The organism is Geomonas edaphica, from assembly GCF_004917075.1.
Taxonomy (GTDB): Bacteria; Desulfobacterota; Desulfuromonadia; order Geobacterales; family Geobacteraceae; genus Geomonas; species Geomonas edaphica.
In genome coordinates this window covers 1-26,725 of record NZ_SSYB01000010.1, presented here as the reverse complement: position 1 = coordinate 26,725, position 26,725 = coordinate 1, and the positions used below count along the sequence as shown (strand labels likewise).

The window sequence follows — 26,725 nt, the reverse complement described above, 5'->3', positions numbered from 1 at the left end:
TGAAACCGGAAAATCCGATTCTAGTTTGAAACAACTGACTTACTTAAAAACCTACATTACTGTTTCGTCTACTATTTAGTTTTCAAAGACCAAGCCGCTGTTTGCGACAGACTCAGCACCCTACCTGAACCGTTCCAACCTGTCAAGATTTTCTTTTCTTAAATCTTTCTCAGATTTGCCGCCGCCGCAACTTTCCTGCGGTGACTGCTGGCTCAAATATTCGGTTGCAAAGAACGTCGTTGCTGCGAAGTCCAACTTTATAGCAAAGGCCGTTTCGGCTGTCAATGCTTTTTTTGTTGGCCGCTGACTCGAAAGTGTCTCGTGCGTCAGCGGAGGGTGGTTATAACAAATGCCCCCCTCCCCGTCAACGGGTTTGTTGTTAGTTTTTTCTCAGCTCATACAAGCTCACGCAATATTTGGCAAACGGCACCACTCAGCCTGGTGGGCCTAATGGACCTAGCGGGTCAGCTGGAACATTGAGTCCGGCGGCTGTCACCAAAAACAAAGGGGGCCATGCTTCAGCACGCCCCCTTTGTATCGGCTCTATCTTTTAAAACTTAAGCGAAACGTACTTTGGCAAAGCGACGCTTGCCTACTTGAATGACATACTCACCAGCACAGGCTATCTCCAGATTCTCATCGGAAACCTTATCTCCGTTGATTTTCACACCGCCACCCTGGATTGAACGACGCCCTTCGCTGTTGGACTTCACCAACTGGGCTTCTGCCAGAACCTTGCACAGCAGCACCTTCTCACCTTCCGGCTTAAAAGTGAATTCCGGCATCTCATCAGGGGTCTCGTTGTTCTTGAAGCGTTTGACGAAGTTCTCGTCTGCGACCTGTGCCGCATCGGAGCCGTGATAACGGGCAACCATCTCTCGGGCCAGTTGCTTCTTGGCCTCCATCGGATGCTTCACACCGCTCTTCAAATCCGCTTTCAGCTGCTCGAACTCAACTATGGTGAGATCGCTCAGCAACTCGTAGTAACGAACCATCAGCTCGTCTGATATCGACATCACCTTGCCATAGATCTCGTCGGCCGGCTCATTGATACCGATGTAGTTGCCAAGCGACTTGCTCATCTTGTTGACGCCATCGAGCCCTTCAAGAAGCGGCATGGTGATGACACACTGCGGAGCCTGTCCCCACTCCCTCTGCAGTTCACGTCCCACAAGAAGATTGAACTTCTGATCGGTGCCGCCAAGCTCGACGTCTGCCTTCAGCGCCACGGAGTCGTACCCCTGTACCAGCGGATACATGAATTCGTGAATGCTGATCGGGAGCTGATTGGAAAAACGATTGCTGAAGTCCTCGCGCTCGAGCATCCTCGCCACGGTGTACTTGGAAGCGAGGCCGATCATGTCGGAAGCGTTCAGCTTGCCGAGCCACTCAGAGTTGAACACGACTTTAGTGAGCTTCGGATCCAGAATCTTGAAGACCTGCTCCTTGTACGTCTCAGCGTTTTTCAAGACGTCCTCACGGGTGAGCACCTTACGAGTCTCGGACTTTCCGGTAGGGTCGCCGATCATGCCGGTGAAGTCGCCGATCAGAAAATAAACTTCGTGGCCGAGCTTCTGGAATTGACGCATCTTGTGCAAGAGCACGGTGTGCCCCAGATGCAGGTCCGGCGCGGTCGGATCAAAACCGGCCTTGATCTTGAGAGGCACGCCGGTCTTGGCGGATTTCTCGAGCTTCTCAACGAGCTCTTTCTCCACCAGAATCTCTACAGCGCCCCTCTTGATAACTTCCATTTGCTCTGCAACGGTCATCACTTTCCCTCCAATATTATTCCCCACCTTCGCCAAGGCTACGGTGGGCAAGCACCACAGCGGCACAAGGCTCCAGTGAGCAGCCCCATCCGCAGAAAAAGTCTGCAGCGGGCTGTCACTCCAATACTTCAACCTAACCGCAGGCTATGTTCAGTCTTTCGATGTTGCGCGCAAGGCCCGTCTTCTCATCAACCTCGATGACGACCGCGTTGATCCTGATGTCCTTCTTGGCGACCTCGAATTTCGAGGGGCGCTGGGTGACGAACTTCTGGATCGCTTCTTCCTTCTTCACCCCTATGACGGAATCAAAGGATCCAGTCATCCCGGCATCTGTCATGTAGGCGGTCCCGGCGGTGAGAATGCGCTCGTCGGCGGTCTGCACGTGTGTGTGGGTGCCGATGACTGCGGCAACGCGCCCGTCCAGATACCAGCCAAGCGACACTTTCTCACTGGTCGCCTCGGCGTGGAAGTCGACAAAAACTATCGGCGTCTCTTCCTTCAGCTTGGCGATCTCCTTGTCGGCACAACGAAACGGGCAGTCGAGATTGTTCATAAAGACTCGCCCCTCGAGATTAAGAATGCCGACTTTCACCCCACCCGGGGTCTTGACGATGGTCGTCCCCTTACCCGGCGTCCCTTCAGGATAATTGGCAGGACGCACTATGCGGTCCTCGCGCTTGATGTACTCCAGCGCGTCCTTCTTGTCCCAGATGTGATTACCGGAGGTGATCATCTGGACGCCGCACTTGAACAGATCCTGGGCGGTTTCCTCGGTAAGACCAAAACCGCCTGCGGCGTTCTCCCCGTTGGCTATCACGAGGTCAACCATGTGCCGATCTACGATGCGGTGCAGCTCGCGGGAGAGCGCCTCGCGCCCAGGTTTCCCGATCACGTCACCTATGAACAGCAGCTTAACGGGCATATTCGGTCGCCCTGGTTTCCCTGATCACGTTGACCTTGATCTGGCCCGGGTAGGTCATCTCGGTCTCGATCTTCTTGGCGATGTCCTTGGCAAGCACGAGTGCGCGGTCATCGGTTACCTGGTCGCTGGAAACCATGACGCGGATCTCGCGACCAGCCTGGATGGCGAAGGAGGTCACGACGCCGTCGAAGGAGGTAGCGATCCTTTCGAGATCGTCGAGACGCTTCACGTAGGTCTCCATCATTTCGCGACGCGCACCGGGGCGCGCACCGGAGAGGGCGTCGGCCGCCTGGACCAGGATCGCCAGGACCGTGGACGGCTTCTCGTCTTCGTGGTGCGCCATGATGGCGTGAACGATCTTCGGCGACTCGCCGTACTTCTTGGCGATGTCGGCGCCGATGACCGCGTGGGAACCTTCAATCTCGTGGTCGACCGCCTTGCCGAGGTCGTGCAGAAGACCGGCCCTTTTCGCCTGTTTAACGTTGATGCCGAGTTCGGCGGCCATGATGCCACAGAGGAACGCCACTTCCAGCGAGTGCTGGTACACGTTCTGGCTGTAGGAGGTGCGGTACTTCAGACGACCGATCAGCTTCAGGATCTCGGGGTGGATACCGTGCACGCCAAGGTCGAACGCCGCCTGCTCGCCAGCTTCCTTCATAGCCTGCTCGATCTCTTCCTGCGACTTGGCGACAACCTCTTCGATACGGCCCGGATGGATGCGGCCGTCCGCGATCAGCTTCTGCAGGGAGAGCTTGGCGACTTCCCTCCTCACCGGGTTGAAGCCGGAGAGGATGACCGCCTCGGGGGTGTCGTCGATGATGAGGTCAATGCCGGTCGCGGCTTCGAGGGCCCTGATGTTGCGCCCTTCGCGGCCGATGATGCGCCCCTTCATTTCGTCGGAAGGGAGGGTCACAACGGAAACGCTGCGCTCGGCAACGTATTCGCCGGCGTAACGCTGCATGGCAAGGGCAAGCACTTCCTTTGCCTTCTTGTCCGCAGTCTCGCGGGCCTCCTCCTCCATCGCCTTGATCAGTTTGGCAACGTCGAGCTTCGCCTCATCTTCCATGGAATCCATCAGGTACTTCTTGGCTTCCGCGGCAGTCATGCCGGCGATCTGCTCCAGCTTAGCCTTCTGCTCGCCGACGAGGGCGTCAAGCTTCTCTTCCTTCTGGGTAAGTCCCTGCTCCTTGTTCGACAGGGACTGCTCGCGCTGCGCAAGCCCCTGCTCCCTCTTCAGGAAGTCGGCGTCGCGCTGATCGAACAGGTTGGTCTTTTTATCGAGGTTCTCTTCTTTTTGCTGCAGCCTCTTTTCCAGAGCCTGAAGATCCTTGCGCTTCTCGCGGCTCTCCTGCTCGAACTGCTTCTCAAGCTCTTCCTTCGCCTGGTAAACCACATCCTTCGCCTGGACCGCGGCTTCCATGGCCACGACGTCGGCCTGTCGCTTGGCGTCCTCGATCATCTTGGCGGCCAAAGTCTCCGCGTCGGAAACCAGGGAATCCGAAAGCCGCTTGCGCAGGACGTTGCCTATCACGTAGCCGATGGCGGCCGCGACAAGCACCAGCAATATGGCAATAGTTATGTCGATTTTCACTGTTGCTCCCCCTCACATATATGTTTATTAACGCGAACCACGCGGCTTTCCGTGACGATCAAATCCATCGTCACATCGTGCGGTTCGCCGACTATCTCCTGAAGCAATTGGAAGTCGTAGCAAAACGCTACTAGCTTCCCGCTACCCTCCAGACGGTGCAGCGCTCTATCGTAATACCCCTTGCCGTAACCGATGCGACGCCCTTCCAAATCGAAGGCGACTCCCGGTACCACCACAAGATCGGCCGCGGCCGGATCACACCCCGGACCACTCGGCTCGAGGATGCCGAAGCTCCCCTGCGTGAGTTCACCAAGAGCCCCTACGCGGCAAAACTTGAGGTCATCGCCGACGACCGCCGGGTACAGCAGCCTCTTTCCAGCGGCAAGAGCGGCCGCGGCTACCACGGCAGTATCGACTTCACCTCGGATCGGCGCATAAAGCGCCACCTCCCGGGCAGCCTGGTACTCGGGAAGTTCGAGAAAGCGCCGCTGCAGTGCCTGACTGAGGGAGGCAACCTGCGACGGAGTCAATTCCCGGCGCCGAGCGAGCGCCGTCGATCTGTGGGCGCGTTTAGGCATAAGGTTCCAAATGTTATAACGAGACAGACGGGTGGACGGTGGACGTCCGTGTAGACAGATGCTCTGGAAGGGAGATTGTGGTTGGGTGTAGCAGTGCTGCGTTGACAGGTTTGATAGACTGGGCCGCGTTCAAATGAAGCGCCAAATTTGAACTTTATGTAAATGCAGCCATTAACCCCAGGACATGCTGCTTAACGTCTTCAGGCTACTATCAGCAAACGTGAAGGAGACCGTCTTCTCCACGCAGGTTCTGGCAAAGCTTTGCAACCGTACAACCAATCAGCTATATGTTGAATCTCCCGCAAGAGACCTGAAACTCTAAAACTATTGCCGGTCCAGCCGTTCAATGAGCCCGCCGATCCGCTCACCGCAGATACGCCGCTCTTCTGCCAACTCTTTCTGTGCGCTAAGGCAGGATTCGGCCAAATTCATCAAGGCCAGGATCACCACCATTTGGGTATCGCCGCCGGGGACGGCACCTTCGGCCTCCGCCAGCTTCTGGTTGACCAGAGTCTCAACCTGCGCCACATGCTCGGGTGTCGCGACGCTCTTTACCTGGAGATCTCTCCCCAGAACCCTGATGCTGTGTGTGGCGACCAAGCCGTCAGACCCCTTCCAACTTCTTGAGTATCGCGTCAATCCGCGATTTGAGTCCGACCTTCTCTGCCGCGAGCCGGTCGTTCTCGCTTTTGAGCCTCACGTTCTCGAGCTTCAACTCCTCGGTGACGTTAATTAGAGAAACCACGCGTTTCTCAAGCTCGTTAAACAAGTCATCACTCATTATTCCACCTTTTGCGGGGAAATCTTAGGCGACAAGTATTCAAAAGTCAAGGCAATTATTGGAAAAGAGCCTCCACAAACTGGACCGGATCAAAGGCACGGAGGTCTTCCACCGACTCGCCAACGCCAATGAATCTGATGGGAAGGGCGTATTCATTACTTACCGCCACCACAATGCCACCCTTGGCGCTGCCGTCCAGCTTGGTAAGGACCACACCCGTGACGTCCGCGGCCTCCTTGAAAAGCTTCGCCTGTGAGAGCGCGTTTTGCCCGGTAGCGGCGTCCAGAACGAGCAGCGTTTCATGCGGACCGTCGGGAATCTCCCTGGTAAGCACCCTGCGGATCTTCTTCATCTCCTCCATCAGGTTGACCTTTGTGTGCATACGGCCGGCGGTGTCGATGATGAGGACGTCGGTGCCACGGGCTATGGCAGCCTTGCAGGCGTCGAACACCACTGCGGAAGGATCGGCTCCTTCCTTGTGGCGCACGATATCTGCCCCGACCCGCTTCGCCCATGTCTCGAGCTGTTCGGCGGCGGCGGCGCGGAAGGTGTCGGCCGCGGCGAGGAGGACTTTCTTTCCTTCACCTGCGTAACGCGCGGCAAGCTTTCCGATGGTGGTGGTTTTGCCTACGCCGTTCACGCCGATGACCATAATAACGAACGGCTTCTTGTCGGTGACAACCAGGGGGGCGTGGTGTTCCATGAGCCTGAGCTGGATCTCGTCCTTGAGCGCCCGTTTCAGAGCGGCACCATCTTGGAGTTCGGCGCGCTTAAGGCGTTGTTCGAGGGTGCGGATGAGGTCGACGGTGGTCTTCACCCCGAGATCGGCGGTAATCAGGATCTCCTCGAGTTCCTCCAGGGTATCGGTGTCGATCTCTTTACGGCCCATCAAAAGGGTGTCGACGCGACCGATGATGCTTTCGTGGGTCTTGCTGAGGCTGCGCTTTAGGCGATCGAAGAAGCTTGGCTTGGCCTGCTCCGTCGGCTCGGGTTCCGGGGCGGGAGCCGGAGCCACTGGCTCGGTCCAGACCTGCCGGGGCGCGGGAGGAGCAGGCGCCACGGCATCGACGCGAGCCGGTTCCGCCGCAGGTCCAGGGGCGGAAACAGGCTCTTGTGGAGCCGCTTCCGTTTGATCAAGCTCCTCGGCCTGTTTTTCCTCAACGGTCGGAGGAGCCTCCTCGGCGCCACCCATCCCCAGTTTTTTGAAAAGACCTTTGAAAAAGCCTTTGTTTTCTTCGGCCATTAATAAATCTCCTTGTGCAAAAGCTGCGCGGTCTCCCGGAACTTCCTCAGAGCTAGGAGCGGCAGCGCGGTGCGTGCCAGGGTCATCACAAGGGCATAATCGTCGCCGATGCTCCCCACGATGACGTGCTGTACGTCCGTGCTGATCAAGCTCTCTCTTATTGCCCCGGCATCGTGCTTTTGGTGCACATCCTTCAACTGGGCGAGCATGATTCCCCAGTGGGCGGCGGTAACCTTGATCTCGAACGGGTCGCCGTGGGTGAACTGCTCAACGGCTTCCCCCTCCCAGTCGGCCAGGATGGCGCCACTCGCCCCCGGCACGGCTTCAACCAGTGTAGTCAACAGTCTCTTGAAGGGCACGTCAAGCTCCTACTGCAAACAAAATGTGTTCCCCGGCTGCGCAAAGTCGGACCAGTCGGACCAGCCGAACCAGCTACGGACGCCACCTAGCGGTTCAGGCGCACGGAAACCAGCTTGGAGACGCCGGGCTCTTCCATGGTGACGCCGTATAGCGTATCGGCAACGGCCATGGTAGCTCGATTGTGGGTAATAATGATGAACTGGGAGTTGGCGCTCATCTCACGCACCATGTCGTTGAACCTGCCGATGTTGGCGTCGTCTAGCGGTGCGTCGACTTCGTCCAGCAGGCAGAACGGCGAGGGCTTGATCAAGAAGATCGAGAAGATGAGGGCAACCGCGGTAAGCGCCTTCTCTCCGCCGGAAAGAAGGGACACGTTCTGCAGTTTTTTACCCGGCGGCTGCACGACGATCTCCAGGCCGGTGTTCAGCAGATCCTCTTCGTCAGTAAGACGCAACTCGGCGTGCCCGCCGCAGAAAAGCCTCGGGAAGATCTGCTGGAACTTCTCGTTCACCAACTGGAACGTCTCCAGGAAACGTTTCCTCGTGGTGCGGTTGATCCGCTGGATCGCCTTCTGCAGCGCGTTCATCGACTCCTCGAGGTCTTCCTTCTGTGTGGAGAGGAAGGAGAAACGCTCCTCCATCTCCTTGAACTCCTCGATCGCCATGAGGTTGACCTCGCCCATGTCGTTGATGTTTTTTTGCAGTTCAGCCTGCCGGTTTCCGCTCTCCGTCTCGTCCCACTCGACCTTCGCGTAGCTCAGGAGCGCATCGGCGATCTCCATGCGATGCTTTTCCTTGAGGGTCTCCTCAAGATGGGCAAGCCTCATGCTGACCTCGGTCAGGCGCAGGCTCCTCGCGTTCAGTTGCTCCCGCACTGCGACGCTGTCGGCGCGCACCCCTTTCAGGAGCGTTTCCTCCTCCTGAACTTTTGCCGCCTCTGCCTCGTAACGATCCTTCACCTGGAGCAGTGCCTGCTCGCTGGCAAGCTGCTGCTTTACCACCGCACGCAGCGCCTCTTCCCCTTCGGCTATCGCGGAAAGAAGCCGGGTGCGCTCGTCGCCGGAACCTTCCAGCTCACGGGTGCGGGATGCGATGCGGTTGGCGAGATCGGCGCAGAGACCTTCCACGCGCCGCAAGGCACGCTCGGTCGACTCCCCTTTCTCCCTGAGAGCGGCCACGCGCACCTTCATCGAGGTGACCATCTCACGCGCTTCCTCCATCTCGAACCGGGAACCCTCGAGCCGGGCCTGCAGCGCGGCCACCGTACTCTCAAGCGCACCCTTGCGCTCATCGGCTTGGGCCCGCTTCGCGTCAGCCTGGGCCATCTCCGCAGCAACGAGATCCTTCTCCTCTGCGAGCTGATCCTCCTCAGCCTCGCGTACCGCACCGTTCTCTTCGATCCTGCGGCATTCGGCGAGCACCGTCTGCAGATCCTTGTCGGTGTTGATGATCCTGATATCCAGGCGGTGCAAGGTCTGGCGCAGCTCGACGCGGTGCGCCTCAGCGTCGGCTATTTCGCCTTTTCTTTTATCGCGTGCCGCGGAGAGATCACGGACATCGGCCTCGAGACGCTCCACCTCGGCTCCCAACGCTTTGATTTCCCTTTTCTTGTGGATGATTCCCTGCTGGGCCGGCTCGGCCGAGCCGCCGTTGACGATACCTCCGCCGTGGGCCAGATCGCCGTCCAGGGTCACGAAGGTGGAGGTCGGGTAAGAGGCAGCGAGTTCCAGGGCGTGCGCCAGGTCCCCGGCCAGATAGGCGCCGGCGAGAAGCGGCTCTAACAGGTGTGCGTACTGACTCGGGACGGTTACCCGCTCCCAAAGCGGTGCCGCCCCCGCCGGGAGGTCTTTTACCTGATGACGCCAAGGCGGTGCCGTCACGAAGCTGCAACGGCCGCCCGAGCTTCCCTTCAGGTGCGCGACGGCGTCCAAAGCGGTGGCGGGCGAGTCGCACAGCAGATACTGCAGGCGCTCACCTAGAACCGCCTCGAGGGCCACCTCGAATTCCTCCTCCACTTCGAGAGCGTCCGCGATCATGGTGAGAGGGGCGTTCTTGAAAGGTTCGGCAAGAAGGAGGTTGCGCACCCCCTGTCCGTAACCGGCGAACTGTGCCTCCAGTTCCTGCAACGACTTAAGGCGCGAAGCTGCGCTGGAGAATTCATCCCGGCGCTGCTGGAGGAGTTTGTCACCGGACTCCTGGGCCTGCTTCAGCTCGGCCTCGCGGCTCCCCGCCATGGTGAGCTCTTCGTCGGTGAGCGCCTTCTCGCGCGCGAGCTGCTCGCGTTCCTGCTTCAGCGCATCGACCTTGCCGCTCGCTTCGGCCAGGCGTTCCCCGAGCAGGATACGCTCCCGCTGGCTCGCCTGCAGGCGCTCGGCCAGTGCGGCGAGGCGTTTTTGTGCGGCACTGTGCTGGTTTGTAGCCTGGGCGCCTTCGGAGAGAGCGGCAAACATGGCGCGCCGCGCCTCGTCCAGTTCGCGGGTCACCCCCGCCTCCCCCGCGGCCATTTCCTCGAGGAGCGATTCGCGGTATTCAAGCGCCTCGCTATCCCTGGTCAACTCTTCCTGCAGCGAGATGCGCTGGGCCTGCAGTGTGCCGATCTCGCGCTCGGAGCCTGCCAACTGATCACGCAGTCCCTGCAGCTCTTCCTCGAAACGCGCGCCATGGCGCTCGAGGTTCACCAGTTCCTTGCGCTGGAACTCCAGACGGTTTTCGCCCCCCTGCAGTTCGCTCTTCCAGCGGAAGATCTCTTCCTGGGCAGCGGTCAGCTCTCGTTCCGTCTCCAAAAGGGCGAGGCGCTTTTGCTCCACGGAGAGCTCCGCATCGTTTAGTTTGGCCGTGACGTCGACGAGCTTCGATTCGAGCTCGGCGATCTCGCGCTCAAGCGTGCTCTTATCTCTCTCGACCGTCGCGTACCCCTTGGCTGCGAAGAGAAGCTCGATTTCCTTCAGCTCCTGCCGCACCTCGCGGAACCGCTCCGCCTTCTTGGCCTGGCGCTGCAGGCCGTTCATCTGGCGCTTGATTTCGGAGATGATGTCGCCGATGCGCAGAAGGTTCTGGCGCGTGGCCTCCATCTTCTTCATGGCAACGACCTTGCGCGCCTTGAACTTGGTGACGCCGGCGGCCTCCTCAATCAGGAAGCGGCGTTCCTCAGGTTTCGCGTGGAGGATCATACCGATCTTCCCCTGCTCGATGATCGAGTACGCCTTGGCGCCGATGCCGGTGTCCATGAACAGTTCGGCGATGTCGAGCAGCCTGCAGGGGGTCTTGTTCAGCAGGTAGTCACTCTCGCCGTCGCGGTAGAGCCGGCGGGTGACCTGTATCTCGGAGAAATTGAGGTATTTCGCCGGGACGCGACCGTCCTCGGTGGAGAAGAAAAGCGAGACTTCGGCCATCCCGAGCGGCTTCCTGAACTCGGTGCCGTTGAAGATGATGTCCTCCATCGACTTGCCGCGCAGGTTCTTGGCGGACTGCTCCCCCATGACCCAGCGAATTGCATCGACGACGTTGGACTTGCCGCAGCCGTTGGGACCTACCACGCCGGTGATGGGCTGGTTGAAGTCCAGAACGACCTTATCTTGAAAGGATTTGAATCCGTGGATTTCGAGTCTTTTGATCTTCATGAGCTGCGCATCTTATCAGAGAGGGGGTTTTAATGTAAAGGGGAAGATGGAGGGGTGTGCGGCTTAGGGGAAATGCAAAAAGGGACATGGTTCCCCATGTCCCTTTTTTGGTTCGTTCGTAGCAGACCTAGGCTTCGGTCTTCTCTTCAGCAGCCTCTGCCACCGGAGCTTCTTCTGCTGCGGGAGCCTCTTCGGCAACCGGAGCAGCCTTGGCGGCCTTGGCAGCCTTCGGAGCCTTGGCGGCCGGAGCCGGCTTGGCAGCCTTCTTCGGGGTCATCTCGGCTTCAACGAGCTCGATAATGGACACCGGAGCGGTATCGCCGGGGCGGATGCCAAGCTTGATGATCCTGGTGTAGCCACCGGGACGCTCGGAGTACCGCGGTGCGATCTCGGTGAAAAGCTTGGTCACGACTTTCTTGTCGCGGATGTAGGCCGCTGCCTGCCTGGTGGCGTGAAGGTCGCCCTTCTTGCCCAGGGTGATCATCTTCTCGGCGATGGAGCGGAGCTCTTTCGCCTTGGCATCGGTCGTGGTGATCTTTTCATGCTGGAGAAAGGATGTCACCATGTTCCTGAACATAGCGATCCTGTGGCTTGTGGTCCTACCTAATCTTCTACCCGCGCTGTTGTGACGCATATCTTTTCACTTCCTTTCGATCTATAAATGAAGTCGTACGGACTATTCTTCTTTCTGTTCCCCGCGCAGGCGCCTCATGATCTCGGGATCCGGGAAGTTTTCCAGTTTCATGCCGAGGGTGAGACCCATGTCTACGAGGATGTCCTTGATTTCGTTCAGCGATTTCCTGCCGAAGTTCTGGGTCTTCAGCATCTCGGCCTCGGTCCTTGAGACCAGTTCGCCGATCAGCTTGATGCCAGCGTTCTTCAGGCAGTTCGCGGAGCGAACCGAGAGCTCAAGCTCGTCAACCGAGCGATAGAGGTTCTCGTTGAAGCGCTCGCGCTCCTCTTCCGGCTCCGCCTCCTCCTGGGGCTCCACGTCCTCATCAAAGTTGATGAAGATGGAGAGCTGATCCTTGAGGATCTTGGAAGCGTAGGCCACCGCGTCCTGCGGTTTCACGCTGCCGTCGGTCCAGACTTCGATAGTAAGCTTGTCGTAGTCGGTGATCTGACCCACGCGAGCGTTGGTGACGGTGAAGTTCACCTTGTGAATCGGGGAGAAGATCGCATCGATCGGAATGGTGCCGACCGGTGCCTTCTCGTCACGGTTGCGGTCAGCCGGGACATAACCCTTGCCGACTTTCACCATGAGGTCCATCTCCAGGTTGGCGTCCTTGGAGCAGGTTGCGATGTGATGTTCCGGGTTCAGGATCTCGACGTTGTTGTCGGTGATGATATCCTTCGCCTTGACCACCCCTTCACCCTTCTGCACGATCCGGATCATCCGGGACTCGTTGCCGTGCACCTTGAGGCGCACCCCTTTCAGGTTGAGGATGATGTCCGTCATGTCCTCGGTAACACCCGGGACAGCGGAGAATTCGTGCAGCACGCCCTTTGCCTTTACGGAGACGATTGCCGCCCCCTGCAGGCTGGAGATGAGGACCCTACGCAGCCCCGTTCCGAGGGTGGTACCGAACCCCCTTTCGAAAGGCTCGGCGTAGAACTTGCCGTATGTATTAGTCAGCGATTCTGTCTCAACCTGAAGCTTCTTCGGCCTGATCAGATCGCGCCAATTTCTATACATTTAGATCCCCCTGTATCGGTTGTTGGTCAGCCTTTACTTGGAGTAGAGTTCGACGATCAACTGCTCCTGAATCGGCATGGTGATGTCCTCGCGGACCGGCATAGCCTTGATGGTGCCTTTGAAGGCATCCTTGTCAAGCTCGAGCCACTGCGGGATGCCCCTGCGCACTACGCCTTCGAGGGACTCGTTGATCACCGTGATCTTGCGGCTCTTCTCGCGGAGCTGAATCACGTCGCCGGCCTTCACCTGGATGGACGGGATGTTCGCTTTGCGCCCGTTCAGGGTGAAGTGGCTGTGACGCACCAGCTGGCGCGCCTCGTCACGGGAGGTGGCGAAGCCGAGACGGTAGACGACGTTGTCGAGCCTTCTCTCCAGAAGGAAGAGGAGGTTTTCGCCGGTCACGCCCTTCATCCGGTCTGCGGTCTCGAAGTACCCGCGGAACTGGTTCTCGAGGATCCCGTAGATACGACGCACCTTCTGTTTTTCGCGCAGCTGAACACCGTAATCGGAAACTTTGATGCGACCCTGACCGTGCTGCCCCGGGGGATAGCTCCTTCTCTTGATGGCGCACTTGTCGGTGTAGCAACGCTCACCCTTCAGAAAAAGTTCCGATCCTTCGCGCCTGCACAACCTGCATGAGGGCCCTGTATACCTAGCCAATGAAGACCTCCTATGATCCTAACTGATAGTTCTGTGACTCCAGGTCCGTGAAACGGTCCTAGACCCTTCTTCTCTTCGGGGGACGGCAGCCGTTGTGCGGAATCGGCGTTACGTCGCGGATGAAGCTGACGGCGAAACCGGCAGCCTGCAGCGCGCGCAGCGCGGACTCGCGGCCGGAGCCGGGACCCTTCACGTACACCTCGATGGAGCGCATGCCGTGCTCCATGGCCTTCTTAGCAGCGTCCTCAGCCGCCATCTGGGCTGCGAACGGGGTGCTCTTCCTGGAGCCCTTGAAACCTTTGGCGCCGGAGGTGCACCAGGCCACCACGTTACCGACCGGGTCGGTGATGGTGATCATGGTATTGTTGAACGTAGCCTGAATGTGGGCCACGCCAGTGGGTATATTCTTTTTCTCTTTCTTCTTCTTAACAACCTTTTTCGCCGGGCTCGCCATTATCCCTCCAGAATCTTATTTCTTCTTGCCAGCGACCGTACGAGCCGGCCCTTTCCTGGTGCGTGCATTGGTCTTGGTACGCTGCCCGCGGCAGGGAAGACCTTTCCTGTGACGGAGGCCGCGGTAGCAGCCGAGATCCATCAGACGTTTTATGCTCATGGAAATGTCGCGGCGCAGGTCGCCCTCGACTTTCACGTTCTTGTCGATGTAATCCCTGATCTTGGAGACTTCCGCCTCGGTCAGGTTGTCACAACGGGTATTCATGTCGATACCGGTTGCGGTGAGAATTTCCTGGGAAAGAGATCTACCGATGCCGTAGATGTAGGTGAGTGCGATCTCTATTCTCTTATTTCTGGGTAAATCTACCCCTGCGATACGTGCCAATGCCCGCTCCTCCTATTAACCCTGTCTCTGTGAATGCTTGGGGGTCTCGCAGATAACGCGGACTATGCCCTTGCGCTTGACAATCTTGCACTTTACACAGATCTTCTTGACCGATGCCCGAACCTTCATAGTTCACTTCCTTTTGAAGACGTTTTCCCAATCTATGTCTAGATTTTCGTAAGTATCTGCGGACCGTTGTCCGTAATTGCCACCGTATGCTCGAAGTGAGCCGAGAGGCCTCCGTCGGCGGTCACCGCGGTCCAGCCATCCTCCAGCACCCTCACCTCATAACCCTTCTCGTTGATCATCGGCTCGATCGCGAGGACCATGCCGCTTTTCAGCTTGGGTCCCTTCCCCGGCTGACCGAAGTTGGGTATCTGAGGTCCCTCGTGCAGTTCCTTCCCGATACCGTGCCCAACGAAGTCCCGAACGACCGAGAAGCCCCGCGGCTCGACCCAGGACTGCACCGCGTGGGCGATGTCTGAGAGCCGGTGCGCCGTATCAGCCATGTCGATGCCGCGGTAGAGCGACTCTTCGGTGGCCTTAATCAACCTTGCGGCTGCCTCGGAGATTTCGCCCACGGGAACCGTGATGGCCGAGTCACCGTAGAAGCCGTTGTAAAGCACGCCGAAGTCGAGGCTTACGATATCCCCGGAGACCAGGGTGCGCTGCGTGGCAAAGCCGTGTACCACCTGCTCATTCACGGAGCAACAAAGCGAAAAGGGGAAACCGCTGTAACCCTTGAAGGCTGGCTTCGCCTTCCTCTTCAGCGTTTCCCTCTCCGCGTAAGCGTCAAGTTGGGCCAGGGTGACGCCCGGTGCCACCATTTCCTTAAGGCCGACCAGAATCTCCGCCACCATCTTGCCTGCGGCGGCCATCTTCTCGATTTCGGCCCTGGATTTGAGTACTATCACCGTGCGCCCTGCAGTACCGCGAGGATCTCCGCCTGAACACCATCGACGGTCCCGAGACCGTCAACCGAGCGAAGTACCCCGGCTGCACCGTAGTAAGAGATGAGCGGAGCAGTCTGCGCCTCGTAAACGGCGAGACGGTTCAGAATGGTCGCCTCTTTGTCGTCCTCACGCTGGAAGAGATCTCCACCGCATGCGTCGCAGACCCCGGCAACCTTGGAAGGAGCGAAGTCGACGTGGTAGCCGGCGCCGCACTTGGAGCAGGCGCGCCTACCGGTGAGACGCTTCAGGAGCTCATCCTTGTCCACGGAAAGCGACACGACGTGGTCGATCTGCTTGCCCATGCCGGAGAGAACCTTGCCGAGAGCGTCGGCCTGGGGCACGGTGCGCGGAAAGCCGTCGAGGATGAAACCTTTCTGGCAGTCCGGCTGCGCGAGACGCTCCTCGACGATGCCGATCACGACCTCGTCGGGAACCAAGGCACCCGCGTCCATGAATCCCTTGGCCTTCACACCCATCGGGGTGAGGTCCTTAACGGCAGCCCGCAGTATATCGCCGGTGGATATCTGCGGGATGCCGAACCTGTCTATGAGGAGTTTCGCCTGGGTCCCCTTGCCTACGCCCGGGGGTCCAAGGAGGATGAGGTTCATCGGGGCCTCCTATTTTCTACCCTGAATGCGAACGCCTTTCATAAACCCTTCGTAGCTGCGCGTGATGAGGTGCGCCTCGATCTGGGCCAAGGTGTCCATACCGACACCGACCGCGATCAGCAGCGAGGTGCCGCCGAAATAGAAGGGAAGGTTGAATTTCCCGATCAGGATCGAAGGGAGCACACAGACTGCGGAGATGTATATCGCACCCGCAAAAGTCAGCTTGGTGAGCACCGCGTCGAGGAAGTCAGAGGTCTCTTTGCCGGGACGGATCCCAGGCACATAACCACCCTGTTTCTTGACGTTGTCGGCGACATCAACCGGGTTGAAAGTCACAGCCGTGTAGAAATAGCAAAAAAAGACGATAAAGGCAACAAATAAAATCTCGTAGAGCAACTTTCCGGGGGCCAGTTGCTTGGAAGCAGCCTGCACCCAGGGGACGTCGATGAAGTTACCCACCGTTGCCGGGAACATGATGATCGACGACGCGAAGATCGGCGGAATCACGCCTGCCATGTTCACCTTGAGCGGCAGATGCGAGCTCTGGGCGCCGACCGTCTTCAATCCGACCACGCGCTTCGCGTAGTGAATCGGAATCCTGCGCTGGCCGCGCTCCATGAAGACGACGGCTGCGATTACCAGGAACATCACGGCGATCACGAGGATCAGCACGAACAGGGAAAGCTCGCCGGTCTTGATCAGGCGGAAGCTATTGCCGATGGCGTTCGGGATGCGCGCCACGATGCCGGCGAAGATGATCAGGGAGATACCGTTACCGATCCCCTTCTCGGACATCTGCTCGCCCATCCACATGATGAAGGCGGTGCCCGCAGTCAGCGTGATGACGGTCATCAGACGGAAGGACCACCCCGGGTTGGGGACGACCAGTTCGCCCGCCGGACCGCGCATCGCCTCAAGGCCAATGGAGATACCGAAGGACTGCACGACCGACAGCACCACGGTGCCGTAACGGGTGTACTGGATGATCTTCTTCCTGCCGGCGTCCCCTTCCTTCGAGAGCTTCTCGATGGCCGGAACGACGACGGTGAGAAGCTGGAAGATGATGGAGGAGGAGATGTACGGCATGATGCCGAGGGCAAAGACGGTCAGCTTCTCGAGAGCCCCGCCAGAAAACATGTCGAACATACCGAGCAACGTGCCCTGCGCAGCCTTGAAGAACTGCGCGAGCGCCATGGCGTCAATGCCCGGAGTAGGGATGTGACACCCTACCCGGTAGACAGCCAGCATCATCAGGGAAAACAAAACCTTCTTCTTAAGCTCGGGGATCTTGAAAATGTTCTGGAAGGCTTCTATCAAGACTAGATCTCCTCGACGGTACCGCCTGCCGCAGTGATTTTTTCGCGTGCAGATGCGCTGAATTTGTGAGCCTTGATGGTCAGAGCGCGGGTCAGGTCACCGGTTGCGAGCACCTTGATGCCGTCGCAGATCTCGTTGATGAGGCCGCTCTTCTGAAGCGCCTCGGCGTCCACCACGCTTCCAGCCTCGAAAATCTCGAGCTGGCAGAGATTGACCAGTGCGTAGACCTTCTTGGTGAGCGGAGTGAAACCGCGCTTGGGGAGCCTTCTGTGCATCGGCATCTGGCCACCCTCGAAGCCGGGCTTCACGGAGCCGCCGGAGCGCGCCTTCTGGCCCTTGTGGCCCTTGGTCGCGGTCTTGCCGTGGCCGGAGCCGATGCCCCTACCGATGCGCTTTCTATTCTTGGTCGACCCGATGGCCGGTTTGATGGTATTCAATTGCATGATTGTCACCTTTAGGGGGAATTACTCTTCGACGCGTACCAGGTGGGCGACCTTTGCGATCATCCCACGAATCTCCGGGGTATCCTTCAGGACCACGGTCTTCTCACGCTTGGTGAGCCCCATGCCGAGCAGGCGGCCCTTCATTTTCTCGGTTTGACCGATGCCGCTCTTTACGAGCGTAACCTTCAGTTCAGACATGTTCAGCTCCTTAGTACTATTCGGTGATGCCGCGGCGCGCCATCAGCTCTTCCGCAGTCTTCAGCATGCCCAAGCCGGCAAAAGCCGCCTTGACCACGTTGTGCGGGTTGTTGGAGCCCAGGCACTTGGCGAGGATGTTGTGCAGGCCTGCGGACTCGAAGACCGCGCGGGCAGCACCACCGGCGATGACGCCGGTACCCGGGGATGCGGGCATCATGAGCACCTTCCCGGCGCCGAAGTGACCGAGCACCTCGAACGGGATGGTCTGGCCGGCCACGATGGGGACCTTGATCAGGTTCTTCTTGGCCTGCTCGACGCCCTTGCGGATCGCTTCGGGAACCTCGTTGGCCTTGCCCAGGCCGTAGCCTACCACGCCGTTGCCGTCGCCTACCACCACGAGGGCGGAGAAGCTGAACCTGCGGCCACCCTTGACGACCTTGGCTACACGGCTGATATGGACAACCCTATCGGTAAGATTCATTTCACTGGCATTGATCTTAAGCAAACTCATTCCTCCTTACCTGCCCTAGAAGGACAGACCGTTTTCGCGTGCGGCCTCAGCCAGAGCTTTGATCCTACCATGGTAAAGGAAACCGTTACGGTCGAAGACGACCGCTTTGATGTCCTTCTCAAGAGCCTTCTTGGCGATTGCGGCGCCAACCTTGCTGGCGGCCTCGATGTTGCCGGTGTACGAAAGCCCTTCGGCTACCTCGCCCACCAGGGTGGAGGCGGAGGCGAGCGTCGCGCCGGTGGTGTCGTCGATCAGCTGGGCGTATATGTGACGTGCACTCTTGAAGACGTTCAGTCTCGGACGCTCCGGCGAACCGGTGATTTTCTTCCTGACCCTGGTCTGTCTTTTCAGGCGAGCTACCTGTTTTTGGGCTAAAGAACTCAAGGCACTTCTCCTTGCTATTTTTTACCGGTTTTGCCGGCTTTTCTGAGAATGGTTTCGTCAGCGTACTTGATGCCCTTGCCCTTGTAGGGCTCGGGACCGCGGAAGTCGCGGATCTTGGCGGCGGTCTGACCGACGAGTTCCTTGTCGATCCCCATCACCTTGACCTTGGTCATCTTCTCTACTTCGACGCTGATCCCGGCCGGGAGTTCGAAGTTGATCGGATGCGAGTAGCCGAGAGCCAGGTTCAGGACGTTCCCCTTCACCTCGGCGCGGTAACCGACGCCGTTGATCTCGAGGAGGGTCTCGAATCCCTTGGAGACACCAAGCACCATGTTGTTGATCAGGGTCCTGGTCAGACCGTGAGCCGAACGGGACTTGATGGTGTCGTCCTTGCGTGTCACCGTGACGGCCTCACCGGTCACGTCGATGGTGACACCGTCGCCGATAACGCGGGCGAGTTTCCCTTTCGGGCCCTCGACCTTGATCTCCGGCGCGTTGTATATGACTTTCACCCCCGCAGGGATCGCGATGGGAAGTTTTCCTATTCTAGACATGCAAAGCTCCTTAAAGCGAAAATGACTACCAGACCGTGCAAAGGATCTCGCCGCCGATGTTCAGCTCGCGAGCGGTCTTGTCGGTTACCAGCCCTTTGGAAGTCGAAAGGATGGCCACGCCCAGTCCGTTTTTCACCTGCTTGATCTTGTCGGAGGGGACATAGACCCTGCCGCCGGGCTTGCTGATCCTCTTGATCTCGTTGATGACCGGGTCCTTCTCATCAATGAACTTGAGGTATATACGCAGAATCCCCTGCTTGCTGTCGGCGATAACCTTGAAATTCTTGATGAAGCCCTCGGCGCGAAGCACCGTGGCGAGGCTCACCTTGAGGTTCGACGAAGGGATGTCAACTTTCTGGTGTTTTGCCATACCAGCGTTCCTGATTCTGGTCAGCATGTCGGCAACTGGATCTGTCATGCACATATGAAACTACTCCTCTTTCCTAAAGCGGAATCTTTTTACCAACTGGACTTGATAACACCGGGGATCTGGCCGGAGTTCGCGAACTTCCTCAAGCAGATCCTGCACATGTCAAATTTCCGGTAGTAAGCTCTCGGGCGGCCGCAAACGGCGCAGCGGCTACGCTCGCGCACCTTGTACTTGGCCCTCGAAGCTTTTATGATCATTGATGTCTTAGCCACGGAATTCCTCCAAAACCTGTATTAGTTCCTGAACGGCAGGCCCATGAGCTTGAGAAGCGCCTTGCCCTCAGCGTCGGTCTTTGCCGTGGTCACGATCGTGATGTTGAGACCCTTGATCTTGTCGACCTTGTCGTAGTCAATCTCGGGGAAGATCAAATGCTCCTTGATGCCAAGGGAGTAGTTACCCTTGCCGTCGAAGCCCTTGCCGGAGATCCCCTTGAAGTCACGTACGCGCGGCAGCGAGACGCTTACCAGGCGATCGAGGAACTCGTACATCTTCTCGCGGCGCAGCGTCACGGCGCAGCCGATCGGCATACCCTGACGCAGCTTGAAGCCCGCGATGGACTTCTTCGCCTTGGTGATCACGGGTTTCTGGCCGGCGATGGCCGCCAGCTCGTCGGCTGCGGAGTCCAGAATCTTGACGTTCTGGATCGCCTCGCCGAGGCCCATGTTCAGGACGATCTTCACGAGCTTGGGGACTTCCATGATGTTATTGTAGTTATGGTCCTTCATCATTTGCGGGACCATCTCTTTATTGTAAAGCTCAGCCAGCCGTGCCATTGAATCCTCCAAAACTATTTATCAAAGGACTCGCCGCATTTGACACAGCAGCGCGCCTTTTTACCATCTTCCAGAACGGTGGTCCTGGTCCTTACCGCCTTGTTGCACTTCGGGCAGAGCAGCATCACGTTAGAGATGTGCACCGGAGCCTCTTTTTCGAGGATCCCCCCCTGCTCGGAACCGCGCGGCTTCACGTGGCGCTTCACCACGTTGATCCCCTCGACAATCACGCCGTCCTTCTTGGGCGCGATGGAGATCACCTTGCCGCTCTTGGAACGATCCTTGCCCGCGGTGATCACGACGGTATCGTTTTTCTTTACATGTAATTTTTTGCCCAGCATCTCTATTCTCCAGGATCTAGTCTTAAAGTACCTCGGGGGCGAGGGATATGATCTTCATGAACTTCTTGGCGCGAAGTTCCCTGGCGACCGGCCCGAAGATACGAGTGCCGACAGGCTCCTTGGCATTGTTGATGACCACGCCGGAGTTGGTGTCGAAACGGATGTAGGAGCCGTCCGGGCGCCCAACGGCCTTGGCGGTACGCACCACGACAGCCTTCACCACGTCACCCTTTTTCACCTTCGAATTGGGGAGAGCTTCCTTAACGGAAGCGACGATGATGTCGCCAATCCCGGCGTAACGGCGCTTGGATCCGCCGAGCACTTTAATGCAAAAGAGCTTCTTCGCGCCGGAGTTGTCCGCCACGTCCAATATTGTCTGCATCTGAATCATTGTTTAACTCCCGGCGAGCCCTTAAGCCTTGGACTCGATAATCTGTCTGATCTTCCAGCGCTTGTCCTTGGAAAGCGGACGGGTTTCCACGATGACGACACGGTCGCCGATCTTGGCGGAGTTGTCGATATCGTGCGCCTTGTACTTGGCGGAGCGCTTGATGTACTTGTTGTAGACGGGGTGCTTCACCAGACGGTCGACCTTTACCACTGCGGTCTTGTCCATCTTGTCCGAGACGACCACGCCGATCTGAGTTTTCCTGTTGCCTCTTTCGCTCATATCTATCTCTTAGCCTCTCTTTTCGCGGAGTATGGTCTTCACGCGGGCGATGTCCTTCCTTACGTTGGACAGCTTGGCGGTGTTTTCCAGACGCCCGGTGTGAAGCTGAAACTTCACGTTGAAGAGTTCTTTGGTAAGCTCGGCGCTTTTGGTCTCGAGTTCTGCTGCCGTCGCATTTTTCAGTTCGTTAGCCTTCATTGATTTCCGCCCTCGTAATGTACTTGGTGGCTACGGGGAGCTTGTGCGCCGCAAGCCTGAATGCCTCGCGCGCCACTTCCTCGCTGACCCCCTCCATCTCGTAGAGGACACGGCCGGGCTTGATGACGCAGACCCACGAGTCCGGGGAGCCTTTCCCCTTACCCATACGGGTTTCGGCGGGTTTCGCGGTGAGCGGCTTGTCCGGGAAGATACGGATCCAGATCTTGCCACCCCTCTTGATGTAGCGGGTCATGGCGATACGGGCAGCTTCGATCTGGCGGGAATCCAGCCAGCCGCACTCGGTAGCCTGCAGACCGAACTCGCCGAACGCAAGCTCAACGCCGCGCTGCGGGGTCCCGGTCATGCGCCCCTTCATCTGTTTTCTATGCTTAACTTTCTTGGGCATTAACATCGCAAAAAACTCCTGTTCCTATTTTTTAGCGGAGAGCACTTCACCCTTGAAGAGGAGCACTTTTACGCCGATGATACCGTAGGTGGTCTTCGCCTCGGCAAAGCCGTAGTCGATGTCCGCGCGCAGCGTGTGCAGCGGCACCCGGCCCTCGCGGTACCATTCGGTTCTCGACATCTCTGCCCCACCCAGGCGGCCGGAGCAGGTGATCCTGATCCCCTTGGCGCCGAACTTGAGCGTGGAAGTCACGCTCTTTTTCATGGCGCGCCTGAAGGCGATGCGGCGCTCAAGCTGCATGGCGACGTTCTCAGCCACGAGCTGTGCGTCCAGTTCCGGCTTCCTGACTTCCTGTATGTTAAGGTAGACCTCTTTGTCGGTGAGCTTGGCCAGCTCCTTCTTCAGGGTCTCGACCTCGGAGCCCTTCTTACCGATGATGAGGCCCGGACGAGCGGTGAAGATGTTGATCTTCGCCTTGCCTGCAGCGCGCTCTATCTCGATCTTGGAGACGCCGGAATGATACAGCCTTTTTTTGAGGAAATTGCGCAGCTTCAGATCTTCGTGAAGAAGCTTCGCATAATCTTTTTCCGCGTACCATTTGGAATCCCAGGTTTTAATAACCCCGAGCCTGAACCCGATAGGATTTACTTTCTGACCCAAAACATCACCTCCGACCCGTTCTTATTTCTTTTCCGCAAGGACCACGGTAATGTGGCTCGTCGGTTTTCTGATCTTGCTAGCCCGGCCCATGGCGCGGGGGGTGAAGCGCTTAAGTACTGCGCCGCCGTCAACGAAGATGGTCTTCACGAACAGCTTGTCAACATCGGAGCAACCTTTCTGCTCGGCGTTGGCAACGGCCGAGGAGAGGAGCTTCGAGATGAGCTTCGCCGACGGTTGCGGCGAGAAGCGCAGGGTGTTCAGCGCAGTCTGAATGCCCTTGCCCCTGACGAGGTCCACGACAAGGCGTGTTTTCCTCGGGGAGAGGCGGACAGAGGATAATTTAGCGGATGATTCCATTACAAAACTCCTTTAGGACCTTACTTCTTCTTGAGCTTGCTCTTCTTGTCAGCAGCGTGGCCGTAGAAGGTTCTGGTAGGTGAGAACTCGCCCATCTTGTGGCCGACCATGTTCTCAGTGACGAACACAGGGATGAACTTCTTGCCGTTGTGCACCGCGAAGGTGAGCCCGATGAAATCCGGGGTGATGGTCGAACGACGCGACCAGGTCTTAATCACCTTCTTGCTGCCGGCCTGTTCTGCCTGGGCTTTCGCTTCCAGATGTGCGTCAACGAAAGGCCCCTTCTTTATAGATCTTGCCATCTTTTAAAATCCTCTATCCAGATGAGTTATTTGCTGCGCTTCTTCACGATGAAGGCCGTGGACCGCTTGTTGGTGCGCGTCTTGTAGCCCTTGGTGGGGATACCCCACGGGGTTACCGGGTGACGACCACCGGAGGTCCTGCCCTCGCCACCGCCGTGCGGGTGGTCGACCGGGTTCATCGCGACGCCCCTTACGTGGGGACGCACGCCGAGCCAGCGGGAGCGACCTGCCTTGCCGATGGAGACGTTCTCGTGGTCCACGTTGCCCACCTGGCCGATGGTCGCCTTGCAGTCCATGAGGATCATGCGGACTTCGGAGGAGGGAAGCTTAACCTGGGCGTACTTACCTTCCTTGGACATGAGCTGGGCGAAGGTGCCGGCGGAACGGGCCAGCTGGGCGCCCTTGCCGATCTTCAGCTCGATGTTGTGGATGATGGTACCCAGCGGGATGCACCTGATGGGGAGCGTGTTGCCCGGCTTGATGTCAGCCTGCTCGCTGGCGATAACGGTGTCACCCACTTTCAGGGAGAGCGGCGCCAGGATGTAGCGCTTCTCGCCGTCGGCGTAGTTTAGGAGCGCGATGCGCGCGCTGCGGCACGGATCGTACTCGATGGTGGCAACCTTAGCCGGGATGTCGGTCTTGTCACGACGGAAGTCGATGATCCGGTACTTCTGCTTGTGACCACCACCGACGTTCCTGGAGGTGACGCGGCCGTTCGAGTTTCTGCCGCCGCTCTTTTTGAGGTTCTCAACAAGAGACTTCTCAGGCTTGCAGGCAGTGATCTCCTCGAAGGTCGAGCAGGTCTGCGCCCTTCTACCCGGAGAAGTAGGTTTGTAAGTTTTGATAGCCATTATCTAAATCCCCACAGAAATTTTATGCTTCAAAGAAATCGACGTTGGAGCCCTCTTTCAGGGTCACGTACGCCTTCTTCCAGTTGGAACGCTTGCCGATACCCTTCGCGGTGCGCTTGGTTTTGCCGGCCACGTTGACGGTGTTGACGGCGGCAACCTGCGCGTTGAAGAGCTTCTCGACGGCGGCCTTGATCTCGATCTTGTTGGCGGCACCGTTTACCACGAAAGCGATGACGTTCTTGTCGTCCTTCTCTACCGTGGTCTTCTCAGTGATGAGCGGTTTCTTTATGACGTCATAGATGTTCATGACTGTAATGCTCCTTCAACACGACGAACGGCGGCCTCGGTAAAGACGACGCTCTGGTATTTCATGATGTCGAAAATGTTAAGCCCATCAGGGCCCAGCACCTTGACGTTTTTCACATTGCGAGCGGACAGCTCCAAAGTAAGATTCGCAGTATCTGTGATAACGAGCGTCTTGTCAAGGTTAAAAGCATTTAGTACCTCGACAAATGCTTTTGTCTTGATCTCAGGAAGCTCAAAGTTGTTCACGACAGTGATCGCATCTTTCTTAAAGAGCATGGAAAGTGCGCTTCTGAGAGCAGCCTTCCTCGCCTTCTTGTTCATCGAGAGGCTGTATGTCTTCGGCTGCGGGCCGAATGCCACACCGCCGCCGGGGTACTGAGGAGCGCGGCTGCAACCCTGGCGGGCCTGACCGGTACCCTTCTGCTTGAAGGGCTTCTTACCGGAGCCGGAAACCGCGGCGCGGTTCTTGACGGCAACGGTGCCCTGCCTGCGGTTAGCGAGCTGGATCTTGACGGCCTCGTGGATCAGGTACTCACGGACGTCGTCGTTGAAGACGGCGTCGGAGACTTCGATCTCACCGACCTTTGCTTTTTTGATGTCAAATACGTCTAACTTTGCCATGTCTATCTCCAGCCCCCGTTATCTCGTCGCCTTGACGGAGTCCTTGATCAGGACAACGCCGTTGGCGGAACCGGGGATCGCTCCACCGAGCAGAATCAGATTGTCAGCAGCGTCCACGCGTACAACTTTAAGGCGCTGCACGGTCACCTTCTCGTTACCGAGCTGGCCCGGCATCTTCTTGTTCTTGAAAACCCTGGAGGGGGTCGCGGAGCAGCCGATGGAACCCGGGGCACGGTGGAAACGGGAGCCGTGGCTCGACCGTCCGCCTTTGAAACCCCAGCGCTTGATGACGCCGGCAAAGCCCTTACCGATGGAGGTGCCGGTCACATCGACCAGGTCGCCTTCCTCGAACACGGCTGCCTCGATCACGTCACCCACGTTGTAGGCGCTGGTATCGTCCATGCGCAGCTCGCGGTAGTGGGTGAACACGCCGGCACCGGCGCTCTTGCAGTGCCCGACCTGGGCCGCGTTGGCCTTAGAGGCGTCCTTCTCACCGTAACCGACCTGGATGGCGGTGTAGCCGTCCTTCTCAACGGTCTTCTTCTGGAGGACTACGCACGGCCCCGCCTCGACGACGGAAACGGCGATGCGCCTGCCGTCCTCGGCAAATATCTGGGTCATGCCCAGTTTTTTCCCAATCAATCCCTTATTCATGGTCGACTTCCTATCCTTGTATTAAAGCTTGATCTCGACGTCCACACCGGCGGAGAGGTCGAGTTTCATCAGAGCGTCGACAGTCTGCTGAGTCGGCTCGAGAATGTCGATCAGGCGCTTGTGGGTCCTGATTTCGAACTGCTCGCGCGACTTCTTGTCGACGTGCGGTCCACGCAGCACGCAGTACTTGTTGATGACGGTCGGCAGCGGAATCGGGCCGGCAACGCGTGCGCCGGTCCTCTTGGCGGTGTCGACGATCTCGCCAACGGAAGTATCAAGGAGCTTGTGGTCGTATGCTTTCAAGCGGATTCTAATTTTCTGACTAGGCATCTCTTCCTCGTGATGAAACAAGTTTTCAGTTTACAGCCGAAGTTTCCGGCCGGCGCACACAGGCACCGACCGGAAACCAGGATGAAAACCGTATGGTTTTTCTGTTCTTATTCGATGATGGAAGCAACCACGCCAGCGCCGACGGTACGGCCGCCTTCGCGGATTGCGAAGCGCAGACCTTCGTCCATAGCGATCGGGGTGATCAGGTTGACGGTAACCGAGACGTTGTCGCCCGGCATAACCATCTCAACGCCGGCTTCGAGGTCAACCACGCCGGTAACGTCGGTGGTCCTGAAGTAGAACTGCGGACGGTAGCCGTTGAAGAACGGGGTGTGACGGCCGCCCTCTTCCTTGGAGAGGATGTACGCCTCTGCCTTGAACTTGGTGTGCGGGGTGATGGAGCCCGGCTTGGCAAGAACCTGGCCGCGCTCGATGTCCTCACGCTTCACGCCGCGCAGCAGTGCGCCGATGTTGTCGCCAGCGCGACCTTCGTCGAGCAGTTTGCGGAACATCTCAACACCGGTGACGGTGGTCTTGGTGGTTGCCTTGATGCCGACGACCTCGACTTCCTCGCCGACCTTCACGATGCCGCGCTCGACACGACCGGTGGCGACGGTGCCACGACCGGAGATGGAGAACACGTCCTCGACCGGCATGAGGAACGGCTTGTCGATGGCGCGCTGCGGCTCCGGGATGTAGGCGTCGACTGCGTCCATCAGCTTCATGATGGCCTGCTCGCCGAGTTCGCCCTGGTCACCCTCGAGGCCCTTAAGAGCGGAACCCTTGATGATCGGGATATCG

40 protein-coding genes are annotated in these 26,725 nt (G+C 58.2%); all 40 read right to left on the bottom strand.

Translation table 11 applies throughout. The features are described from left to right. Nucleotides 1–557 precede the first annotated feature (557 nt). On the bottom strand, nucleotides 558–1,769 hold the full coding sequence (tyrS, locus tag E8K79_RS20915) for a tyrosine--tRNA ligase (RefSeq protein ID WP_136516444.1): 1,212 nt from the start codon (nucleotides 1,767–1,769) through the stop codon (nucleotides 558–560). Nucleotides 1,770–1,902: 133 nt separating this feature from the next. Further along, a complete protein-coding gene (locus E8K79_RS20910) occupies nucleotides 1,903–2,691 on the bottom strand; it encodes a TIGR00282 family metallophosphoesterase (RefSeq protein WP_136516443.1) in 789 nt (262 codons plus the stop codon). Next, complete coding sequence (rny, locus tag E8K79_RS20905) at nucleotides 2,681–4,276, bottom strand: ribonuclease Y (RefSeq protein ID WP_136516445.1); 1,596 nt, start codon at nucleotides 4,274–4,276, stop codon at nucleotides 2,681–2,683. The genes E8K79_RS20910 and rny overlap by 11 nt, the downstream gene beginning before the upstream one ends. 2 nt (nucleotides 4,277–4,278) lie before the next feature. Next, nucleotides 4,279–4,860: a 5-formyltetrahydrofolate cyclo-ligase gene (locus E8K79_RS20900; RefSeq protein ID WP_136516442.1), complete on the bottom strand. Its 582-nt coding sequence runs from the start codon at nucleotides 4,858–4,860 to the stop codon at nucleotides 4,279–4,281. Between the two features lie 324 nt (nucleotides 4,861–5,184). Next, the gene (locus E8K79_RS20895; protein ID WP_136516441.1) at nucleotides 5,185–5,460 is read right to left on the bottom strand and encodes a cell division protein ZapA; all 276 of its coding nucleotides are present in this window, start codon (nucleotides 5,458–5,460) and stop codon (nucleotides 5,185–5,187) included. Nucleotides 5,461–5,464: 4 nt separating this feature from the next. Continuing rightward, on the bottom strand, nucleotides 5,465–5,641 hold the full coding sequence (locus tag E8K79_RS21410) for a hypothetical protein (protein WP_198419860.1): 177 nt from the start codon (nucleotides 5,639–5,641) through the stop codon (nucleotides 5,465–5,467). A gap of 55 nt (nucleotides 5,642–5,696) precedes the next feature. After that, nucleotides 5,697–6,884 (bottom strand): signal recognition particle-docking protein FtsY, encoded by a 1,188-nt coding sequence (gene ftsY / locus E8K79_RS20890; protein WP_136516440.1) that lies wholly within the window; start codon nucleotides 6,882–6,884, stop codon nucleotides 5,697–5,699. After that, complete coding sequence (locus E8K79_RS20885) at nucleotides 6,884–7,243, bottom strand: roadblock/LC7 domain-containing protein (RefSeq protein ID WP_136516439.1); 360 nt, start codon at nucleotides 7,241–7,243, stop codon at nucleotides 6,884–6,886. The genes ftsY and E8K79_RS20885 overlap by 1 nt, the downstream gene beginning before the upstream one ends. A gap of 86 nt (nucleotides 7,244–7,329) precedes the next feature. Beyond that, nucleotides 7,330–10,863 carry a chromosome segregation protein SMC gene (gene smc, locus E8K79_RS20880; RefSeq protein ID WP_136516438.1) on the bottom strand — a complete coding sequence of 1,178 codons (3,534 nt, stop codon included), beginning with the start codon at nucleotides 10,861–10,863 and terminating at the stop codon, nucleotides 7,330–7,332. 127 nt (nucleotides 10,864–10,990) lie between these two features. Continuing rightward, on the bottom strand, nucleotides 10,991–11,497 hold the full coding sequence (gene rplQ / locus E8K79_RS20875) for a 50S ribosomal protein L17 (RefSeq protein WP_136516437.1): 507 nt from the start codon (nucleotides 11,495–11,497) through the stop codon (nucleotides 10,991–10,993). 42 nt (nucleotides 11,498–11,539) lie between these two features. Then, a complete protein-coding gene (locus E8K79_RS20870) occupies nucleotides 11,540–12,559 on the bottom strand; it encodes a DNA-directed RNA polymerase subunit alpha (RefSeq protein ID WP_129128519.1) in 1,020 nt (339 codons plus the stop codon). A gap of 33 nt (nucleotides 12,560–12,592) precedes the next feature. Next, complete coding sequence (gene rpsD, locus E8K79_RS20865; RefSeq protein ID WP_136516436.1) at nucleotides 12,593–13,219, bottom strand: 30S ribosomal protein S4; 627 nt, start codon at nucleotides 13,217–13,219, stop codon at nucleotides 12,593–12,595. Nucleotides 13,220–13,277: 58 nt separating this feature from the next. Then, entirely contained in the window at nucleotides 13,278–13,673 is a 396-nt protein-coding gene (gene rpsK / locus E8K79_RS20860) for a 30S ribosomal protein S11 (RefSeq protein WP_136516435.1), read from the bottom strand. A gap of 15 nt (nucleotides 13,674–13,688) precedes the next feature. Next, nucleotides 13,689–14,057, bottom strand: a complete 369-nt coding sequence (rpsM, locus tag E8K79_RS20855; RefSeq protein ID WP_129128522.1) for a 30S ribosomal protein S13 — start codon at nucleotides 14,055–14,057, stop codon at nucleotides 13,689–13,691. Between the two features lie 15 nt (nucleotides 14,058–14,072). Further along, the gene (rpmJ, locus tag E8K79_RS20850; RefSeq protein ID WP_012529389.1) at nucleotides 14,073–14,186 is read right to left on the bottom strand and encodes a 50S ribosomal protein L36; all 114 of its coding nucleotides are present in this window, start codon (nucleotides 14,184–14,186) and stop codon (nucleotides 14,073–14,075) included. A 38-nt stretch (nucleotides 14,187–14,224) separates the two neighbouring features. Next, nucleotides 14,225–14,971, bottom strand: a complete 747-nt coding sequence (map, locus tag E8K79_RS20845; RefSeq protein WP_136516434.1) for a type I methionyl aminopeptidase — start codon at nucleotides 14,969–14,971, stop codon at nucleotides 14,225–14,227. After that, nucleotides 14,968–15,618, bottom strand: coding sequence for an adenylate kinase (locus E8K79_RS20840; protein ID WP_136516433.1), 651 nt, complete (start codon nucleotides 15,616–15,618; stop codon nucleotides 14,968–14,970). Before E8K79_RS20840 ends, map begins: the two co-directional genes overlap by 4 nt. A gap of 9 nt (nucleotides 15,619–15,627) precedes the next feature. Then, nucleotides 15,628–16,935 (bottom strand): preprotein translocase subunit SecY, encoded by a 1,308-nt coding sequence (secY, locus tag E8K79_RS20835; protein ID WP_136516432.1) that lies wholly within the window; start codon nucleotides 16,933–16,935, stop codon nucleotides 15,628–15,630. A gap of 2 nt (nucleotides 16,936–16,937) precedes the next feature. Beyond that, on the bottom strand, nucleotides 16,938–17,378 hold the full coding sequence (gene rplO, locus E8K79_RS20830; RefSeq protein WP_136516431.1) for a 50S ribosomal protein L15: 441 nt from the start codon (nucleotides 17,376–17,378) through the stop codon (nucleotides 16,938–16,940). 21 nt (nucleotides 17,379–17,399) lie between these two features. Then, nucleotides 17,400–17,576: a 50S ribosomal protein L30 gene (gene rpmD / locus E8K79_RS20825; protein ID WP_136516430.1), complete on the bottom strand. Its 177-nt coding sequence runs from the start codon at nucleotides 17,574–17,576 to the stop codon at nucleotides 17,400–17,402. A 16-nt stretch (nucleotides 17,577–17,592) separates the two neighbouring features. Beyond that, a complete protein-coding gene (gene rpsE / locus E8K79_RS20820; protein WP_015719191.1) occupies nucleotides 17,593–18,081 on the bottom strand; it encodes a 30S ribosomal protein S5 in 489 nt (162 codons plus the stop codon). A gap of 21 nt (nucleotides 18,082–18,102) precedes the next feature. Then, on the bottom strand, nucleotides 18,103–18,471 hold the full coding sequence (gene rplR, locus E8K79_RS20815; RefSeq protein WP_136516429.1) for a 50S ribosomal protein L18: 369 nt from the start codon (nucleotides 18,469–18,471) through the stop codon (nucleotides 18,103–18,105). Nucleotides 18,472–18,485: 14 nt separating this feature from the next. Further along, nucleotides 18,486–19,025, bottom strand: a complete 540-nt coding sequence (rplF, locus tag E8K79_RS20810; RefSeq protein WP_136516428.1) for a 50S ribosomal protein L6 — start codon at nucleotides 19,023–19,025, stop codon at nucleotides 18,486–18,488. Between the two features lie 25 nt (nucleotides 19,026–19,050). Continuing rightward, nucleotides 19,051–19,449 (bottom strand): 30S ribosomal protein S8, encoded by a 399-nt coding sequence (gene rpsH, locus E8K79_RS20805; protein WP_136516427.1) that lies wholly within the window; start codon nucleotides 19,447–19,449, stop codon nucleotides 19,051–19,053. 35 nt (nucleotides 19,450–19,484) lie between these two features. After that, a complete protein-coding gene (locus E8K79_RS20800; protein WP_136516426.1) occupies nucleotides 19,485–19,667 on the bottom strand; it encodes a type Z 30S ribosomal protein S14 in 183 nt (60 codons plus the stop codon). A 21-nt stretch (nucleotides 19,668–19,688) separates the two neighbouring features. Further along, nucleotides 19,689–20,228 (bottom strand): 50S ribosomal protein L5, encoded by a 540-nt coding sequence (rplE, locus tag E8K79_RS20795; RefSeq protein ID WP_136516425.1) that lies wholly within the window; start codon nucleotides 20,226–20,228, stop codon nucleotides 19,689–19,691. A 14-nt stretch (nucleotides 20,229–20,242) separates the two neighbouring features. After that, nucleotides 20,243–20,569: a 50S ribosomal protein L24 gene (rplX, locus tag E8K79_RS20790; protein ID WP_136516424.1), complete on the bottom strand. Its 327-nt coding sequence runs from the start codon at nucleotides 20,567–20,569 to the stop codon at nucleotides 20,243–20,245. Between the two features lie 22 nt (nucleotides 20,570–20,591). Then, nucleotides 20,592–20,960, bottom strand: coding sequence for a 50S ribosomal protein L14 (gene rplN, locus E8K79_RS20785; RefSeq protein ID WP_129128535.1), 369 nt, complete (start codon nucleotides 20,958–20,960; stop codon nucleotides 20,592–20,594). A 21-nt stretch (nucleotides 20,961–20,981) separates the two neighbouring features. Further along, a complete protein-coding gene (rpsQ, locus tag E8K79_RS20780) occupies nucleotides 20,982–21,239 on the bottom strand; it encodes a 30S ribosomal protein S17 (RefSeq protein ID WP_136516423.1) in 258 nt (85 codons plus the stop codon). Between the two features lie 9 nt (nucleotides 21,240–21,248). Continuing rightward, entirely contained in the window at nucleotides 21,249–21,437 is a 189-nt protein-coding gene (gene rpmC / locus E8K79_RS20775; RefSeq protein WP_136516422.1) for a 50S ribosomal protein L29, read from the bottom strand. Continuing rightward, nucleotides 21,427–21,849, bottom strand: a complete 423-nt coding sequence (gene rplP, locus E8K79_RS20770) for a 50S ribosomal protein L16 (RefSeq protein ID WP_129128538.1) — start codon at nucleotides 21,847–21,849, stop codon at nucleotides 21,427–21,429. Before rplP ends, rpmC begins: the two co-directional genes overlap by 11 nt. A gap of 18 nt (nucleotides 21,850–21,867) precedes the next feature. After that, nucleotides 21,868–22,503, bottom strand: a complete 636-nt coding sequence (gene rpsC / locus E8K79_RS20765) for a 30S ribosomal protein S3 (RefSeq protein ID WP_012529372.1) — start codon at nucleotides 22,501–22,503, stop codon at nucleotides 21,868–21,870. A gap of 21 nt (nucleotides 22,504–22,524) precedes the next feature. Further along, entirely contained in the window at nucleotides 22,525–22,860 is a 336-nt protein-coding gene (gene rplV, locus E8K79_RS20760) for a 50S ribosomal protein L22 (protein ID WP_012529371.1), read from the bottom strand. Nucleotides 22,861–22,880: 20 nt separating this feature from the next. Then, the gene (gene rpsS / locus E8K79_RS20755) at nucleotides 22,881–23,162 is read right to left on the bottom strand and encodes a 30S ribosomal protein S19 (protein WP_129128539.1); all 282 of its coding nucleotides are present in this window, start codon (nucleotides 23,160–23,162) and stop codon (nucleotides 22,881–22,883) included. Nucleotides 23,163–23,188: 26 nt separating this feature from the next. Next, a complete protein-coding gene (gene rplB / locus E8K79_RS20750; protein ID WP_136516421.1) occupies nucleotides 23,189–24,013 on the bottom strand; it encodes a 50S ribosomal protein L2 in 825 nt (274 codons plus the stop codon). A 22-nt stretch (nucleotides 24,014–24,035) separates the two neighbouring features. Next, nucleotides 24,036–24,320, bottom strand: coding sequence for a 50S ribosomal protein L23 (locus tag E8K79_RS20745; protein ID WP_136516420.1), 285 nt, complete (start codon nucleotides 24,318–24,320; stop codon nucleotides 24,036–24,038). Next, nucleotides 24,317–24,940: a 50S ribosomal protein L4 gene (gene rplD / locus E8K79_RS20740; protein ID WP_136516419.1), complete on the bottom strand. Its 624-nt coding sequence runs from the start codon at nucleotides 24,938–24,940 to the stop codon at nucleotides 24,317–24,319. The genes E8K79_RS20745 and rplD overlap by 4 nt, the downstream gene beginning before the upstream one ends. 18 nt (nucleotides 24,941–24,958) lie before the next feature. Further along, entirely contained in the window at nucleotides 24,959–25,594 is a 636-nt protein-coding gene (gene rplC / locus E8K79_RS20735) for a 50S ribosomal protein L3 (protein ID WP_136516418.1), read from the bottom strand. Nucleotides 25,595–25,615: 21 nt separating this feature from the next. Then, the gene (gene rpsJ, locus E8K79_RS20730; RefSeq protein ID WP_012529365.1) at nucleotides 25,616–25,924 is read right to left on the bottom strand and encodes a 30S ribosomal protein S10; all 309 of its coding nucleotides are present in this window, start codon (nucleotides 25,922–25,924) and stop codon (nucleotides 25,616–25,618) included. 107 nt (nucleotides 25,925–26,031) lie between these two features. Continuing rightward, on the bottom strand, nucleotides 26,032–26,725 hold a 694-nt coding region (locus E8K79_RS20725), incomplete at its 5' end, for an EF-Tu C-terminal domain-related protein (protein ID WP_246043937.1).